We start from the raw sequence: 16,153 nt of genomic DNA on the forward strand, positions 1-16,153 counted from the left end.
GAGCGACCCACTCGATGGCAACACTCAGGCCACCGGCCCGGTCCGTTCGCGCGCCACGCGCTCGACCGTGCCGGCCGGGTTGTCGCTGAACGCGCCGGCAGGAACATGTTGCGCTCCCATGCGTTCGGCCAGCTGCCTGGCGAGCCCGAGAATCGGGCCGCCCCCGGCTCCTTCCACGTCCACGATGACGGAGTCCACGCCCGCCCGACGGATCGCATCCGCGGCGCTCGTGGCCGCCTCGAGCGGGTCCAGCCCGTCGGGGGCGAAGGTCGCCCGGCCGTCGGTGATCACAACGAGCAGCGGTCGATGCGTCGACGCCTTCGTCTTGGCGATTTCTAGCGCACGGGTAAGTCCCGCATGCAGAGGTGTGCGTCCGCCTGTCGGTAGAACCTGGAGCCGCGCTCTTGCCACCTCCACGCTGGACGTCGGGCGCAGCAGCAGCTCGGCCCCCTCACCCCGGAAGCTGACGAGCGACACGAGATCGCGGCGCTGGTAGGCGTCGACCAGGAGCCCGAGGACGGCAGAGCGGGCAGCTTCGACCCGCTGGGGGGCGCCCATAGATCCCGAGGCGTCGACCGCAACGACGACGTGATGAGCCTGGCTGTGCTCCCTCACCGCCTCACGCACATCTCCCTCTGCCACGAGGGGCTGATCCGGTTCTGCAATCGCCGAACGGCGTGCTGCCGCCGCGCGCACGGTGGCACCAACCGCGACCGAGGCGATCGGGCCGCGTGGAACCCGGTCGCCTATGAGCCGCCCGCGAGAGGCCCGAGCTTTGCTGCCCCCGCCGGCGGCGGAGGTGCGCGGCCCATTCCCTCGGGAAGGCAAGGGGATCAGGCCCGGACGGGGTTCCCTCGGCTCCGCACCATCACTGGCCTCTCGGCGATCACTGGCCTCAGGGTGATCCCTGAGCTCTCCATGATCTCCGGCGGCCGTTTCCTCGCCCGCCCCGAGGTGCTCGTCCATAGCCGAATCGAGCTCATCATGATCGATCCCTGCTGGATCGAGGGGATCCCGCCGAGCGCGGTGCACCAGCGCCATCGGAGCTACCCGACGCACATCCTCGGAGGTCGTTGCGTCCCTTCCCTCCCAGCCGGCGAGCGCGGCCGCCGCGCGGCAGATGGTCAGGTCCGCTCGGAGTCCCTCGGCTCCGACCGACGCGCACAACGCGCTGATGCTCGCGACGAGTTCGTCGCAAAGCGTCGCCGGCGTCGCAGCCGAAAGCCGCTTTGCGAGCGCGGCCTGTGCCCCGGCGAAGTCTTTCTTCACAGCCTCTGGATCGGCGTCGAACTCCAACCGCCGGCGCACTGCCGTCGCCCGGTCATCGGGCGCCGTCGAGGAGCGAACATCCACGGCCAAACCGAAGCGGTCCAGCAGCTGCGGGCGCAGGTCTCCCTCTTCGGGGTTCATGGACCCGACCAGCAAGAAACGGCTGCGGTGCGAATGGGAGATGCCCTCTCTTTCGACGAAGTTGACCCCGCTCGCCGCTACATCCAGAAGGACGTCGACGAGATGGTCGGGCAGCAGGTTGACCTCGTCGACATAGAGGACTCCGCCGTCGGCAAGCGCGAGCAGGCCCGGATCGAACCGCTTCTCTCCGCCGGTGAGAGCAGCCGCCAGGTGGATCGTTCCGACGACGCGGTCCTCGGTCGCTCCCACGGGCAGCTCCACGAACGGTGACGACCCGGGAAGCAGGTCCGCCAGCCCCCGCGCGAGAGTTGACTTCGCGCTGCCCTTTTCCCCTCGTAGGAGAACGCCACCGATCTTCGGGTCGACTGCGTTCAGCAAAAGCGCGAGCTTCGCTTCCTCCTGGCCCACAACTGCCGAAAAGGGCAGCAAGTTCACCTCGACTCCTCCCAACCCTCAGCTTCGAGCACGGCGCCGCGGAGCGTTTCGAGCGCGCCAGATGAGGCAGCCCACATTCCACGGTCGGCGGCTTCGAGAAGGCGCTCTGCCATCGATCGGAGCGCCCACGGATTCGATTGCTCCAAGAACTTCCTGACCTCCGGGTCTCCCACATAAGCGTCGGTAACCCGCTCGTACATCCAGTCCCGAACGATCCCGGCCGTCGCGTCGTAGCCGAACAGGTAGTCGACCGTCGCGGCCATTTCGAATGCTCCCTTATAGCCGTGGCGCATCATCGCCGAGATCCACTTCGGGTTGAGGACGCGAGTGCGCACCACTCGCGCGGCCTCCTCTTCCAACGTCCGGACCCTCGGTCGGGCCGGATCGGCGGAATCTCCGAACACCGCCGCCGGCGCACGACCGGTGAGAGCGCGGACGGTCGCGATCATCCCGCCGTGATCTTGCAAGTAGTCGTCGGAGTCGAAGATGTCGTGCTCGCGGTTGTCCTGGTTCTTGACCGCGACGTTGATGGCGGCGAAGCGTCTGCGCATCGCTTCTTCGGCCGGAAGGCCGAGACCACGACGGCCGTAGGAGTAACCGCTCCAAGCCATGTACACCGCGGCCAGATCCTCGTCGGTCCGCCAGTCACGGCTCTCGAGCAACGGCAGTATCCCCGAACCGTACGCGCCCGGCTTGGCCCCGAAGATCCGGGGATCGCCGTCGGCAAATCCGGCCAACTCGACCGCTTCGTCGAGCAGGGCGATGAGGTGCGGGAACGCGTCGCGGAAGAACCCGGAGATCCTGAGCACGACGTCGATGCGAGGCCGCCCAAGTTCTTCGTCGGTTATCAGCTCCACGCCGGTCACCCTGCCCGACTCGTCCTGCCATACCGGTCGAACGCCGAGCAGCGCGAGCGCCTCTGCGATGTCGTCGCCACCTGTCCTCATTGCGGAAGTTCCCCAGACGACGAGCCCGACGCTTTCCGGGTACCGACCCTCGTCGGCCAGGTACCTGTCTAGGAGGCGATCTGCGAGGCCGCGCCCGACCTCCCAGGCCAGCTTCGACGGAAGGGCCTTCGGATCGACGGAATAGAAGTTCCGTCCGGTCGGGAGGACATGCGCCATGCCCCGGGTTGGAGCGCCACTCGGTCCGGGCGGCACCCACCGGCCGTCAAGAGCAGCGAGAACGTTGTCTATCTCCTCGGGCGTCCGGTCGAGGGCCGGCGTGGCGAATTCGTCGACCCATTCCAGGACTGCGCGTTCACCATCGGATCGTGGTTCCGCTTCGCGGGTCAGAAGACGCCGGCACTCCAGTTCGACTGCATCGACGTCCTCGCGAGATGAGCTCTCGCCAAGTTCGGCTCCGAGCCGTTCCGCGACGGCGGTTCTGAGCGAGGGAACGGAGCCTTGAGGCAGGCGGGTCAACGCCGCAAGGAGGTCGATGCGAGCTTCGGCGGCGGGCGGGTGACCGAGAACGTGGAGTCCCCCACGAATCTGCGCGTCCTTCAGCTCGCAAAGGTACCCGTCGATGTGGTTGACCAGCTCGTCGAACGAGTCGCCTTCCGGCGGCCGGTCAACGCCGAGGTCACTGTGGAGGTCGGCGGAGACGACGAGGTCCCACACCTTTTCCCGGATGGCGGGGAGCTTCGAGGGGTCGAGCGCGGCGACCTGAGCGTGCTCGTCGAGCAGCTGCTCCAAACGGGCGATCTCGTCGTAGGTGTCGGCGCGGGTCATCGGAGGTACCAGGTGGTCGACCACCGTGGCGTGGGCGCGGCGCTTGGCCTGGGTGCCTTCGCCGGGATCGTTGACGACGAACGGATAGACGAGTGGCATGTCGCCCAGAGCCGCGTCGGGGTAGCAGGCCGCCGAGAGGCCGACGCCTTTGCCGGGCAGCCATTCGAGGGTGCCGTGCTTTCCTACATGGACGATCGCGTCGCCTTTCCAGACAGCGTCGAGCCACCGGTAGAAGCCGAGATAGTGATGGGTCGGCGGGAGGTCAGGCGAGTGGTAGATGGCCACCGGCTGATCACCGAATCCCCGCGGTGGTTGGACCGTCACCAATACGCCGCCGAGGTCGAGTCCGGCGAATGCGAGATCGCCGGTGACCGGGTCGCGGTAGGCGGTACCGGGGGCGTCGCCCCAGTAGCCCTCGACATCGGAGCGGAGTGCGGTCGGGAGGGTGGACCACCAGGAGAGGTAGTCCTCTTCGGGTAGCCGGCCGGGGGCGTTCGCAAGCTGGGTCGTCGTCATGGCGTCCCGTTCGTAGGTGAACGCTTCGATCAGCTCAGCCATCAGGGCGTCGCCATTCTCGGGTATGCGGTCCACTCGGTAGCCGGCGCCTCGAAACGCGCGAAGCAGGGCGATGACAGATGCCGGCGTATCGAGCGCGACGGCGTTCCCGATGCGGCTTCGCTTGGTCGGGTAGGCCGAAAGGACGAGCGCGATCCTGCGATTGCTGGGCGGCGTGTGGCGGAGCTGCGCCAGACGGACGGCGAGCCCGGCGACACGTGCGACCCGATCGGGCACGGTGCGGTAGGCGTTTACCGGTATGCCGAGGCTGTCACCGTCGTCGACCTCCTCGTTGAAGGAGAACGGGGCAGAGACGATCCGCCCGTCGAATTCCGGGATCGCGACTCGCATGGCGACGTCGATCGGGGAAAGCCCGGTGGATGCGAGTTCCCATTCCGCTCTAGATGTCGTTGCGGTCACCGCTTGCACCACCGGGACGCCGAGGGATCCGATCGCCGTCGCGTCCCACGACAAACCGTCGCCCGCCGAGCCGCCCGAAACAAGGACGGTGGTGATCACGCAGTCGGGCTTGTTTTCCCGGACCAGTTCGAGGGCGGGCACGAAGCCGGCCGCGTCGGGGCGCAGCGTGTAGCACCAGATCGCGGTGACCTGCGCGCCCTTGCTCTCGAGTTCCGCACACATGTCGTCCACGAACCTCGTGTTACCGGCAATGAGATGGGCCCGGTAGAAGAGGACTATTACATGGGGATGGTCTGGGACATGGGGATGGTGTGCCACGTCCTGCAACTCGGGCGTGGTCGTCGAGCGGTAGTACACGCCCGTCGCCGGAACCTCTGACGGAGGCTCGAAGCCGTACCCCGACATGAGGACGGTGTCTGAGAGGAACAGCAGGAAGTTCTCCAGGTTGGCGAGGCCTCCGTGCACCAGATACTCGAACGCTTGAGCAACGGTGGCGCTCGGCACGGTCGACGCAGCGGTCATCTGCGCGTCGGGAGCCGCTTCTCCGCTAAAGCTCACGAACGGGACGTCCAACCGAACGCAGGAGTTCCGAAACTCGGCGAACGCCGGCCACGCGGTTGCGCCCCCGAGAAGCCGCACCACCACAAGTGAAACCCCTTCGAGGCTCGGGACTGCTTGCATGACCGACGGGTTGGCGGCTCTCACGTCGGGAAAGTCGTCCGGTAGACCTTCGACGATCGAGCGCAGCGCGAGGATCTCGGTCGGCGCGTTGGTGAGGAAGAGGATCATGAGCCGGTGTGACCTTCACCTATGGACGCTTCCTTGATCAGCCGCTCGACAGTTGCGACGTCGAGGTGCTCTTCCACAGCGTCCGCGATCCGGTCGTAACGCGCTTGCCGTGCGGCGTTGAACGACACGCGGGTGGGTGTCCGGGTCCTTCCGGCGCGGCCAGCTATATCGGCGAGGAACGCGTGCCGGAAGGCATCGGATTCGAGGAGACCGTGAAGGCTGGTACCGAGGATCCTTCGGTCGCGGGTGCTGCTGCCTTCGTGCCGCGGGTTGCCTCCCGTATCGCCGAGCCTGATCCACGGTTCGCTCGAAGCCGTCCTGCCGTGATGGATCTCGTAACCCGTAACCGTTTGGCCGAACGCGATCCCTGCTTGCCGCTCGGTGATCTTCGTCGGCTGGAAGATCGTGGAGACGGGCAGGAGCCCGAGTCCAGCTGCGACACGAGGCTTTGGTGACTCGACGGCATCCTCGATCCGTTCCCCAAGCATCTGGTAACCGCCACATATGCCGAGGACGACCGGCGGGTTTGAACCCTGACCGACGAGTTCAGTGATCGCACCGGCCAGCCCGGTTTCCTTCAGCCAGTCCAGATCGGCGAGCGTCGACTTGGTACCCGGCAGGACCAACAAGTCCGGTTGCCGGAGGTCGCCCGGGTGTTCGACCAACCGGACATTCACGTCGGGCTCGAGTGCGAGCGCATCGAGATCGGTGAAGTTGGAGATGTGTGGGAATGCGATCGCTGCGACATCGACCACCGAACCTTCTCGCCGCGCGTGAATCTCGCGGTGTAGACGCCGCAGCGCCAAGGAATCCTCCGAGTCGAAGTCGACGCCTTCGAGCCACGGAAGAACCCCGAGTGTGGGGACTCCAGTGCGGTGCTCCAAATCCTCGAGTCCTGGAGAAAGGATCGACCGGTCGCCGCGGAACTTGTTGATCACGATGCCACGGATGCAGCCGCCGAGGTCGTGCGGCAGGAGCGCGAGCGTCCCGAAGATGGACGCAAAAACTCCTCCCCGATCGATGTCGCCGACCAACAGCGCGGGCAGTTCGGCGTGGCGCGCCAATCGCAGGTTGACGAGGTCGTGCTCGAGCAGGTTGATCTCGGCCGGGCTTCCGGCCCCCTCGCAAATGACCGCGTCGAACCGAGTTCTGAGGTCCGCAAGCGCCGAGGTGACGACGGGCCACATCTCGGTTTTGACCTCCTGGTAGGCGCGAGCGTCCAGGCTCGCCCACGGCCGCCCCATGACGATCACCTGGCTGGTGTGGTTGCCGGACGGCTTCAAGAGGATCGGGTTCATCGCGGCCTCCGGCTCGACGCCGGCCGCCTCCGCTTGTGCCGCCTGCGCCCTACCGATCTCCGCCCCACTTGCCACGACCATCGAGTTGAGGGCCATATTCTGCCCCTTGAACGGTGCGACCTTGAGTCCTCGTCGCGCGAGGACCCGGCACAAACCGGTAACCAGCGTGGTCTTTCCGGAGTCGCTGGAAGTACCGCATACCATCAGTCCGCCGGCGAGCCGATCCGAGCCGCTCACGCCGGGGTTCCATCAGATCGATTGGGACATCGATTGGGACGTCCAGTGGGACGTCCACTGGGACGTCGGTGGGCCAAGGCCACTTCGAGCCGCTCGAGGCCACCCTCGGGCGGGACCGCGATGCGGACCACGCCGGGCATACCGAAGCTGCTGCAGTCCCGGATCAGGATCGCCCGTTGGGCGAGCTCGTCTCGGAGACCGGGCGCTTCCAGCAGCAACCAGTTGGCGTCCGAAGGGCGCGGATCGAAGCCAGTGTCGCGCAGCAGGCGCTCGAGATCCCCCCGTAGCTGTGCGACCGAGCGGGCCCAACCGCGAAGGTCGATGGTCTCGAGGAGCTCAGGAAGCCCCGATGCGGCCAGGCCGTTGAGAGGCCACTGCGGCTGGCGCGACCTGATCTTGCCGGCAACCTCCTCGCTCGGGCAGATGACGTATCCGATTCGCAATCCAGGGCAGGCCAGCAACTTGGTGAGCGAACCGATGACGATTGACCCGTTGTCGGCGTCACCTCTGGTCCAACTGCCGGTCGCCAGCTGCCAGAACGCCTCGTCCCACACTTCAGCGGTCTCGTCCCATCCGGCGAGGAGGCCGCTCGGATTGTTCGGGTTGGACCGCCAGCGCGGCGCGTTGGGCTCAACGTGGAGAAGGTGCCTGCGATACAACGAGAACTCGGGATCCTCGATCCAACCGCTCTGCAGCTCGGCGGCGACGAGCGCGATCGCTTCAGCGCCGCCGTTGGTCAGAACGAGGCGGCCGGGATCGACCCCCATCGCATTCGCAAGAGCGTTGGTGGCGTCTGTCACATCGGGGTACCGGCTCAGCGACTCCAGATGCCGTGCCAGCAACCTGCGTACATCCGGAGCTACCGGGTTGAGGCTTGCGGACAGGTCGAGCACGTCGTCGACGGGTATGCCGAGGCTTTGGGCGAGACGGGCACCGTCTCCCCCGTGGGCGCTCGGCGGAGGGGCGTGGCCTACCGAGACCATCAGCCGTCTTTCCTTTCATTGCCGCGCGCCCCGCGCCCGCGACTCGCTCTCATGACGCGGATGATCGAAGGGCCGCTCAGGAGCGCGGCGAGAAGCGCGACCACATCCCGGCTCAGAGCGGCGGCGCGCCCGATGTCGCCGATTGAAGCCGGGGGTCCCTGCCCGAGAAGAGGCCGCTCTTCGACCCGGGACCCGTACACGTTGACTCCTCCGAGCCGGCACCCCAGCGCGGCCGCGAAGGCCGCCTCCGCCACTCCGGCATTGGGGGACGGGTGAGCCGGCGCCTGAAGCCGCACCGCCCGCCAGACCCGCGACACCGACGCCGGTCTCGAGCATGCGACGACAACCGCGGTCAGCCTTGCCGGGATCCACCCCGCGAAGTCGTCGGCCCTCGCTGCCGCCCACCCGAAGCGCAGGTAGCGATCAGAGCGATGCCCCACCATGGCGTCGAGGGTGTTGACAGCTCGATAAGCCAGCACCCCGGGCGCGCCGGCGACAGCACCCCAGAAGGCCGGCGCAACGACGGCGTCGACGGTGTTTTCGGCCAGTGACTCGACGACCGCCCTGGAGATCTCCTCGGTACCGAGGCCCGATGGGTCTCTTCCGACCAGCTCCGGCAATCGAGCTCGCGCCAGCGCGAGATCTCCCTGCGATGCCGCGTCAGCGACGCGAGACGCCGACTCTGTCAACGCCCGACCGGCGACGGCAACGTACGTCGCCGCCGACAATGCGGTCCATGACACCCGTTGGGACCCGAATCGGGACACAGCTCTGCGAGGGCGGCTGATGATTCGCCCGAGCGCCGCGGCGCCGATGACTCCCAGACCCGCGTAAACGGCGCCCGCCGACCGCCGGTTCGAGTACAGCCTGTGCTCCGCCGCCTGCATCGTCTTTCCGAAAAGAGCCACCGGGTGGATCGCGGCCGGCGGCTCGCCGAACAACCGGTCCGCGGCGAGCCCGGCTGCCACCGCCGCCGATCGGGTCAGCACAGCAGTCATCGGCAGATACCGGTACTCGTGCTCACCAGCGCGCGGCCGCCACAAGCAGCCCGGCGGTCTCGGCGACCATGCCGAAGGCTCCGAGTACGTCTCCCGTGTAACCCCCGATGCGCCTGAACGCGAGCCACAGGACTCCCCCACCAGCCACGGCGGCGCACGCGACCGCGACCGGTCCCGCAAGCGGCCGCCAAGCGCACGCCAGCCCGATGGACCCCGCCACTCCAAGGACGATCGCCCAAGGTCTGGGCTTGCCGGCGAAGGCGGTCGCCAGGCCGCCCTCGGCACGTGCGTACGGCAGGTATCGCACAGCGGCGGCCATTCCGGTGCGAGAAAGACACCACAGACCCGCGATCAGCAGGAGCGTAGGCCTGATCGCGGCGAGCGCTGCCCAGCGAAGCAGCAGCGTGGCGCCGCCGGCGCCAACCGCGAAGGCACCGGTTTCGGGAGAAGCCATCACGTCCAGGCGGCGATGCCGGTCCATCGGAGGCAGCAAACCGTCGGCGGAGTCCAGGAGACCGTCGAAATGAAGCATCCCCGTCAACGCGAGATCGGCAATAACGAGCACTCCCGCAGCGACCCAGACTGTCCACGCCTTGCCCGCCGCCCACCACACCAAGCCGAGGAGCGCTCCGAGTGCCGCTCCCACCGCTCCGAACCAGTCGAGCGTCCGAGGGCTCGGACGTCGAGCTCCTCCGACAGAGGTAAGAAACGCGACCGCCGCTCTCATCCGAGCACGTCTTCGGCGAACGGTTTATCCAGACGGAGGGTGCATCCGGCCACGACGAACAGGATCTCGTCGGCGACCTGCGCGACGGATCGGTTGAGGGTGCCCAGGGCGTCACGGAATCGGCCTCCGACGTCCGTCGACGGGTGGACTCCTAAGCCGACTTCCTCGGACACGATCACCAGGTCTCCGTGGTGAGCAGTGAGCACCTCGCCCAGAGAACGAGCATCGACCGCGAAGCCGGGCAGCGAGGCCACCCAGGTGCCGAGCGAGTCCACCAGAACCGTGCCGCTCAGGTCCCGCAGGCTCTCGATCAGATCCTGCCCGGATTCGACGGTCTTCCAGCCCGCAGGCCGGCGGCGCCGGTGCTCCTCGATCCGCCGGGCGAAGTCCTCGTCCTCCCCCGGATCAGCGGTTGCCACGTAAGTGACCGGGGTTGGAAGCCCGGCCGCGATCCGTTCAGCGAGCTCTGATTTTCCGCTCCGCGCCCCACCGAGCAGAAGGGTGATCACCTGACCAATTCCGATTTCACGTCCTCGCGCACCTCCGACATGCGGGCAGACAGGTTTCCTGGCTCCCGGATCCGCTCCCCTCCGGCCTTCCCGCCCCGAGGGGCCGTGGCCATTCGATGGAGGATTGCTCCCCGGTGACAGTTGCGGGACAGCCCCGGATTCGCACCGGGTTCCCTGCGCTGCGGCTATGACACTAGCCGCGTCTCACTTCAGCGGCTCCGAAACGAAAGCGGGTACATCGCCGGCGCCGGCTGGAGCGGCGTGCCGGGCGGTCGTTTTCCCGCTCCGTCAGGAGCGGGGACGCCGCGAGGCGGGGCGAAACAGCTCGGCGCGGGCCCCCGACGATTTAATCTTCGGAGCCGATGGCGCGATCTGAGTCGCTGGTCCTTCTCAACACCGGGCACGGCAAGGGAAAGTCGTCGGCCGCATTCGGGGTCATGGCACGCGGGTGGGCGCGGGGCTGGAAGGTCGGTGTGGTCCAGTTCATCAAGGGCGGTAAGTGGAAGACCGGCGAGCGGAAGCTCGCGGATCATCTCGGCATCGAGTGGCACACGCTTGGCGACGGGTTCACCTGGGAGTCCACCGACATCGACGAGACCGCGGCAAAGGGCCGCCATGCGTGGGAGGTCGCCGCGGAGAAGCTTCGCTCAGGTGAATACGACCTTCTGATACTCGACGAGATCACTTACGCGGTGAAATACGGATGGGTCGACGTCAAGGACGTCGTCGACGGGGTCACCAACCGCGCGCCCCGCACGAACGTCGTGCTCACGGGTCGAGATGCTGCGCCGGAGTTGCTCGAGCTCGCGGACACGGCAACCGAGATGCGCAAGCTGAAGCACGCCTACGACCAAGGGATCAAGGCCAAGAAGGGCATCGAGTACTGAGTAGCTGCCCCGGCGAGGCGAGCGACTCCTACCCGAACGTGAATACGTATGCCTCGGCGCCCGGCTCGAGGAATCTGATCTCCACGGTTCGCTCCACGACCGCACCCCGCTGGCGCACCAGTTGGTAGAGACGGCCTTCCCGTAAGGTCGCCATACCCTCCTCGTCGACGTCAACCCCGTGAGCGGATCCGGGCGCCTCTCCGTCGAGTAGCACCCGGAATGGAATCGGATCCGTGGCTTGGCTGTCGAGCACGAGATGCGCGTCGCGGGCGTGGAACCGGAAGACGATGCCGCTGCCTGACTTGTCAACGACCACGCTCTCGAATCCGATCGTCCATGCCCCGCTGAGCCCCCACTGGTTGAGGCGGAGACGCTCGGGCAGCTCATAGCTGCCGGGTTCGTCGAGCAACGCCTTACCGGGTGACGCGAAGTTCTCCGATCGGCCGCAGCCGAGATACGTCTCGGGTGTTCGCAGGTGGGACCAGTCGGCTTCCGCCTCGACGCCGGCTCCTTCAACCTTGATGAGCTCACGCTGCACTCCGAGGAGCCGTTGGATCGTGCGCTCGGACTGCTCGTAGCGTCCCTCCCCGAAATGCTCGTCGCGAATGACGCCGTCAGGATCGACGAAGTAGAGCGCCGGCCAGTAGTGGTTGTCGAACGCGGTCCAGATCTTGTAGTCGTTGTCGATCGCGACCGGATAGTCGATTTCTCGGTCGAACACGGCCTGTCGCACGCCGTCGACCTGGTGCTCGAAGGAGAACTCGGGAGTATGGACGCCTATAACGATCAGCCCGTCGTCTCGGTACGCGCGCGCCCAACCTCGGACGTACGGCTCCGTGCGAAGCCAGTTGATACACGTCAACGTCCAGAAATCGACCACTACGGCGTGGCCCCGCAACTCGGCAGTGGTCAGAGGCTCGGAGTTGAGCCATTCGGCCGCACCGTCGAGGGCCGGCATGTGACTTCGTCGGAACACGTTTCCAACGATGGTGGACTGGTCTCGAAGTCGCGCCCGTCGAAGACCCTGGTTTTCCCCCGGTTCTGCCGCTAGAGCGCGCTTACCGGCAGCTCGACGGCGGACGGATGCTCGGAATCGTGAAACACCTCGAGAACACCCGGGAAGAGAGCCGCTGCGGTTCCGAGCGGTTCGCCTCCCCCGAGATTCCGTGCATATAGCGGGTGGGCGGCGCTCGATAGTTGCACCCGGATCCGGTGCCCGGCTTTGAAGGTGTGGGCGGTCGGCCAGAGCGCGAGGCGCACCCGGACCGAACCGTCCGGCGAGGTTTCGATGTCGCCTTCCTTGATCCTGATGATCCCGTCGCAGATGTTGTACGAGTTCCTCCGCTCAGTAACGTCGCAAAGCCTGACGAAGAGGTCGTAAGCGGTCCGGCTGCAGCGCACCCAGACTTCGGCGTTGACGGGCCCGGCCACGGTGAGATCCCTCGTCAAGGCGGCGCTCGTGTAACTGAGCACGTCGGGCCGTGACTCACGCCGTCGCTGCTTCCTTTTTCCTGATCTGATCGGGTCGAGGCTGGGGCCCCCGAGTCCGGGCGCCGGGTCCGCCGGGTCGTAGCGGAACTTGTCCGGCACTCCACGCGACGGCCGGTCCACCGACAACGACCGCCCCCCTTGCAGGTTCCACCTCTCCACTTCGAACGCCGGTGGCCAGTTCGCCGCCTCGACCCATCGCTTCGACCCGGTCACGAAGTACCGAACGGGTTGTCGCTGAGTCGCCGGCCCGTTCCGCAGATGGGTCCCGAACCAATCGAGCCCGTCGCGGATCGACGTCGAGCCCGCTCCGATGCTGGTGTGGGTCCAGGGACCGATGGTCAGACGCGCCTCCCTACCCGCGTCCCGAAGCCGGCGGAAGTCCTCGAGCTCTCCGGGAAGGAAGATGTCGTACCAGCCGGCGATCATGGTCGCCGGCGGGGTGCGGTCGACCTCTTTGGACCAGTCGAGCGGCTCCCACCACGGATCGTCGATCGCGTCGTGGACGAGCCAGTCCTGGTAGTAGGGGACTTGCGACCCGAGCACCTTCGTGTCGGCGTCCTCGAGCGGCAGGGTGGTGTAGGCGAGAGCCAGCTTCCGCCGGCCCGCCAGCATCCGCCACAGCAACTTCCGCACCGGAAGCTCCTGGATCTGCACCTGATTGACCCAAAAGGCGCCGGTTTCGAGGGCGAACGAGCCTCCGGGATACACGATGTCTCTGACCCGGGCGGTCGTCACCTGCAACGACATCGCCTTGACGAAGGGAGGAGGGTCGGCGGCGACGGCCCATTGGACGAGTCCCAAATAGCTCGGCCCGAACGTACCCACGGACCCGGTGAACCACGGTTGGTCGGCGAGCCATTCGAGGGTCGATTGTCCGTCGGCACGCTCGTTGCGGAACGGGTCGAACGACCTCCCTCCCGAGCCGAACGTCCCCCGGCAGCTTTGGATCACCACTTGGTAGCCGCGTTCGGAAAAAAGGCGGCCGTAGACGCCTAGCTGGCGCCTTCCGTACGGCGAGCGGAGCAGCAGGACGGGATCGGAGTCCGCGGTGGCCGGGGCGTACCAGCGGTCGGCCAGGAGGATGGCGCCGTCGGGCATTTTTGCCTCGAGATCACGGTCGACTCGCACTTCGGTGGATAGCGCCGGCGGCAAACGGCCGATCTTCGCGAACACCCAGCTGGGAAGAGACATCCCCACCTCCTGATCTGCACTCGCACGGTACCCGCCCGGCGCGACGTGACATCATGCTGGCGATGAGCAAGATGCTGGAAGGACGATTCGCGGGCGGTCGGTTGTACTACCGCCATTGGGATACGGGAGCCCCGGCGAAGGCGCAGGTGGTGATAGCGCACGGCTTCGCCGAGCACTCCGGGCGGTACTCGCACGTCGCGTCCGCCCTGAACGCCGCTGGCTTCTCCGCGTGGGCGTTGGACCACCGGGGGCACGGCCAGTCCGAGGGTGACCGGGCCGACATCGGGTCGGTGGCGGCCGCGGTCGCCGACTTGGACTTGTTCGTCAATCTGGTGAGGGATGCAGCCCCATCGGGCCCGCTCTTCCTGGTAGGGCATTCGATGGGCGGGCTGATTGCGGCCGCGTATGCCGAGGATCATCAGGATCGCCTGACCGGGCTCCTCCTTTCCGGAGCGCTGTTGTATGTGGCGCCGGAGATCGTCGCCCTGGCCGACCTCGAGGAGATTCCCGATCTCGGGCTGGCGGATGCGGTGTCGAGCGACCCGGCGGTGGTCCAGGCCTACAAAGACGACCCGCTCGTGTATCTCGGACCGCCTCCCCGCAGGTTCATCGAGTCCTTCGCTCAGGTCGAGGGGGTCCGCTCGAGACTGAAGGAGCTGACCCTGCCGATCCTGGCGATGCACGGCAGCAGCGACCTGCTCGTCAGCCCGCAGGCGTTGCGCGATCTGGTGGCGTCCGCATCTAGTGAGGACATGACTTCGGTGTTGTGGCCGGGCCTGTGGCACGAGATCTTCAACGAGCCGCGGAACAGCGACGTCATCTCCACGATGGCGGCGTGGATCGCGGCCCGCACCGGCTAGGCCATCTGGTCTTCCCGCCGGACTTCCTTCGGTTTCTTGTCCGGACGCAGCCCCTGGAAGCTCGGATGGCGCAGCCTGCCGTCGGTCGTCCACTCGGTGAATGAGATCTCCGCGACCAACTCGGGCCGGACCCAGTGGGCTTTCTTTTCCTTCACCGTCTCAGCAACCGGCGGCTGTTGGACCTCGGCCTTGGCCAGCCGACCGTGCAGATCTTTCAGCGTCTTGTCATCGAAGCCGGTGCCCACCTTGCCCGCGTAGTGGATCGTGCCCTTATCGTCGTAGTAGCCCACTAGCAGCGCTCCGAACCCGATGCGTGATCCCGTGGGGTCGGTCCAGCCGACGACAACCAGCTCCTGGCTCGCCGAGCACTTGACTTTGCGCCAATCGTGGCTCCGGCCGGACTGGTATGGGGCTGATGTCCGCTTGGCGATCAGACCCTCCCAGCCGTTCTTGCAAGCGTCGTCCAGGAGGGCCTGAGGCTCGCCGTTCAAACGTTCGACGAGGGATATCCGGTCGTTCGCCTGTTCAAGTACTTGCGCGAGAAGTTTGTGGCGGTCTGTCAACGGCAGGATCGTCGTGTCCTTGCCGAGCAACTGGAGAAGATCGAATACGCAGTAGACCGGCTTCGCAGTTCGGCCGGGACGTTGCAGCTCGGCGAAGCTGGTGCGGCCCCTGACGAACGCGACGACCTCTCCGTCGATGGTGAAGTTGTCCGCGGGCAGCTTGCTCAACGCTTCGACTATCTCCGGGAACCGAGATGTGAATTGGAGGTGGTTGCGTGACCAGAGCGTGACGTCCTTGCCGTTGCGGACGGCGAGGCACCGAAGCCCGTCAAATTTTCGCTCGTACTCCCATTCGTCGTCCGAAATGGCACGCAGCTCGGTCTTCTTGAGGGGCTGTGCGAGCATCGGCGGCATCCAGGTCGCCGTTTCGCGGGTCCACGTGTCGGGGTCGGGTTGCTCGGCGAGATCCTCGATGTTGAGGCCTGACTTGACCGACTCGGGCGCCGTCTCGGTGATGTTCTTCGAGGGATCGGCATACTCGTCAGAACGTTTGATGAGGAGCCAGTTGTCGTCGCCACCGGTCCTGGTGAGCGACCAGCCCCCCTCGAGCTTGGTGCCTTCGAGCCATATCGAAAGGTGCCCGGCTTTGACGGCACTTGTGACGTCGACGGGCTTGCCCCGTTTCTCGGTGATGTTTCTGTAGGTCCCACGGTCCCACACCACGACACTGCCCGACCCGTACTGAGCCTCTGGGATGATCCCTTCGAAGTCCTCGTAGTCGAGCGGGTGGTCCTCGACGTGGACGGCTAGACGCTTCTCCTTCGGATCGTACGACGGGCCCTTCGGTACAGCCCAGGAGATGAGTACCCCGTCCGCCTCCAACCTGAAGTCGTAATGCAGCCTCCTCGCAGCGTGCTTCTGAACAACGAAGCGCGGTTGGTCCCGGTGGTCGGCTTCTTCACCGGTTGGGGCGCCCGACGGTTCGGGGGTGGTGTCGAAACTCCGCTTGGCGCGGTATCGCTCCAGCCGGTCGGATGGCACGCAATCAACGTACCCAGGGCCTGGCTGCTACGCGGCTGGCAATCCAGTTCCCGTGAAATCCCTCGGCACCGGCGCTGGTCGTTTTC

The 16,153-nt window shown here is 66.5% G+C and carries 12 protein-coding genes and 1 riboswitch; of the genes, 2 read left to right on the top strand and 10 right to left on the bottom strand.

Features of this window, described 5'->3' with window-relative positions; genetic code table 11:
* Window positions 1–24: 24 nt before the first annotated feature.
* The 7 genes from VFZ97_11120 to VFZ97_11150 are packed head-to-tail and all read right to left on the bottom strand — an operon-like array spanning window position 25 to window position 10,094.
* Complete coding sequence (locus VFZ97_11120) at window positions 25–1,845, bottom strand: VWA domain-containing protein (protein HEX6393986.1); 1,821 nt, start codon at window positions 1,843–1,845, stop codon at window positions 25–27.
* Window positions 1,842–5,342 (bottom strand): cobaltochelatase subunit CobN, encoded by a 3,501-nt coding sequence (locus VFZ97_11125; protein HEX6393987.1) that lies wholly within the window; start codon window positions 5,340–5,342, stop codon window positions 1,842–1,844. Before VFZ97_11125 ends, VFZ97_11120 begins: the two co-directional genes overlap by 4 nt.
* A complete protein-coding gene (locus VFZ97_11130; GenBank protein ID HEX6393988.1) occupies window positions 5,339–6,877 on the bottom strand; it encodes a cobyric acid synthase in 1,539 nt (512 codons plus the stop codon). The genes VFZ97_11125 and VFZ97_11130 overlap by 4 nt, the downstream gene beginning before the upstream one ends.
* Complete coding sequence (locus tag VFZ97_11135; GenBank protein HEX6393989.1) at window positions 6,874–7,860, bottom strand: aminotransferase class I/II-fold pyridoxal phosphate-dependent enzyme; 987 nt, start codon at window positions 7,858–7,860, stop codon at window positions 6,874–6,876. Before VFZ97_11135 ends, VFZ97_11130 begins: the two co-directional genes overlap by 4 nt.
* Window positions 7,860–8,858: an adenosylcobinamide-phosphate synthase CbiB gene (cbiB, locus tag VFZ97_11140; protein ID HEX6393990.1), complete on the bottom strand. Its 999-nt coding sequence runs from the start codon at window positions 8,856–8,858 to the stop codon at window positions 7,860–7,862. The genes VFZ97_11135 and cbiB overlap by 1 nt, the downstream gene beginning before the upstream one ends.
* A 22-nt stretch (window positions 8,859–8,880) precedes the next feature.
* Window positions 8,881–9,585 carry an adenosylcobinamide-GDP ribazoletransferase gene (locus VFZ97_11145; GenBank protein HEX6393991.1) on the bottom strand — a complete coding sequence of 235 codons (705 nt, stop codon included), beginning with the start codon at window positions 9,583–9,585 and terminating at the stop codon, window positions 8,881–8,883.
* The gene (locus tag VFZ97_11150) at window positions 9,582–10,094 is read right to left on the bottom strand and encodes a bifunctional adenosylcobinamide kinase/adenosylcobinamide-phosphate guanylyltransferase (protein ID HEX6393992.1); all 513 of its coding nucleotides are present in this window, start codon (window positions 10,092–10,094) and stop codon (window positions 9,582–9,584) included. Before VFZ97_11150 ends, VFZ97_11145 begins: the two co-directional genes overlap by 4 nt.
* 30 nt (window positions 10,095–10,124) lie before the next feature.
* Window positions 10,125–10,310: riboswitch (cobalamin riboswitch) on the bottom strand.
* 146 nt (window positions 10,311–10,456) lie between these two features.
* Here VFZ97_11150 and cobO point away from each other — a divergent pair.
* Complete coding sequence (gene cobO, locus VFZ97_11155) at window positions 10,457–10,981, top strand: cob(I)yrinic acid a,c-diamide adenosyltransferase (GenBank protein ID HEX6393993.1); 525 nt, start codon at window positions 10,457–10,459, stop codon at window positions 10,979–10,981.
* Window positions 10,982–11,009: 28 nt separating this feature from the next.
* Here the strand turns inward: cobO and VFZ97_11160 are convergent, their stop codons facing one another.
* Both VFZ97_11160 and VFZ97_11165 read right to left on the bottom strand, forming a co-directional pair.
* Window positions 11,010–11,957, bottom strand: coding sequence for a redoxin domain-containing protein (locus tag VFZ97_11160; protein ID HEX6393994.1), 948 nt, complete (start codon window positions 11,955–11,957; stop codon window positions 11,010–11,012).
* Between the two features lie 71 nt (window positions 11,958–12,028).
* Window positions 12,029–13,663 (bottom strand): CocE/NonD family hydrolase, encoded by a 1,635-nt coding sequence (locus VFZ97_11165; GenBank protein ID HEX6393995.1) that lies wholly within the window; start codon window positions 13,661–13,663, stop codon window positions 12,029–12,031.
* Window positions 13,664–13,725: 62 nt separating this feature from the next.
* On the opposite strand from VFZ97_11165, the gene VFZ97_11170 reads away from it, so the two are divergent.
* On the top strand, window positions 13,726–14,523 hold the full coding sequence (locus VFZ97_11170; protein ID HEX6393996.1) for an alpha/beta hydrolase: 798 nt from the start codon (window positions 13,726–13,728) through the stop codon (window positions 14,521–14,523).
* Here the strand turns inward: VFZ97_11170 and ligD are convergent.
* Entirely contained in the window at window positions 14,520–16,067 is a 1,548-nt protein-coding gene (gene ligD, locus VFZ97_11175; GenBank protein ID HEX6393997.1) for a non-homologous end-joining DNA ligase, read from the bottom strand. The genes VFZ97_11170 and ligD overlap by 4 nt on opposite strands.
* Window positions 16,068–16,153 lie beyond the last annotated feature (86 nt).

This window comes from Acidimicrobiales bacterium (assembly GCA_036378675.1).
Taxonomy (GTDB): domain Bacteria; phylum Actinomycetota; class Acidimicrobiia; order Acidimicrobiales; family Palsa-688; genus DASUWA01.

Excerpts from the sequence above, each read along its gene's own strand:
- VFZ97_11125 (HEX6393987.1), bottom strand. The coding sequence starts at position 5,342 with ATGATCCTCTTCCTCACCAACGCGCCGACCGAGATCCTCGCGCTGCGC.
- VFZ97_11135 (HEX6393989.1), bottom strand. The coding sequence starts at position 7,860 with ATGGTCTCGGTAGGCCACGCCCCTCCGCCGAGCGCCCACGGGGGAGAC.
- cbiB (HEX6393990.1), bottom strand. The coding sequence starts at position 8,858 with ATGACTGCTGTGCTGACCCGATCGGCGGCGGTGGCAGCCGGGCTCGCC.
- VFZ97_11145 (HEX6393991.1), bottom strand. The coding sequence starts at position 9,585 with ATGAGAGCGGCGGTCGCGTTTCTTACCTCTGTCGGAGGAGCTCGACGT.
- cobO (HEX6393993.1), top strand. The coding sequence starts at position 10,457 with ATGGCGCGATCTGAGTCGCTGGTCCTTCTCAACACCGGGCACGGCAAG.
- VFZ97_11165 (HEX6393995.1), bottom strand. The coding sequence starts at position 13,663 with ATGTCTCTTCCCAGCTGGGTGTTCGCGAAGATCGGCCGTTTGCCGCCG.
- VFZ97_11170 (HEX6393996.1), top strand. The coding sequence starts at position 13,726 with ATGAGCAAGATGCTGGAAGGACGATTCGCGGGCGGTCGGTTGTACTAC.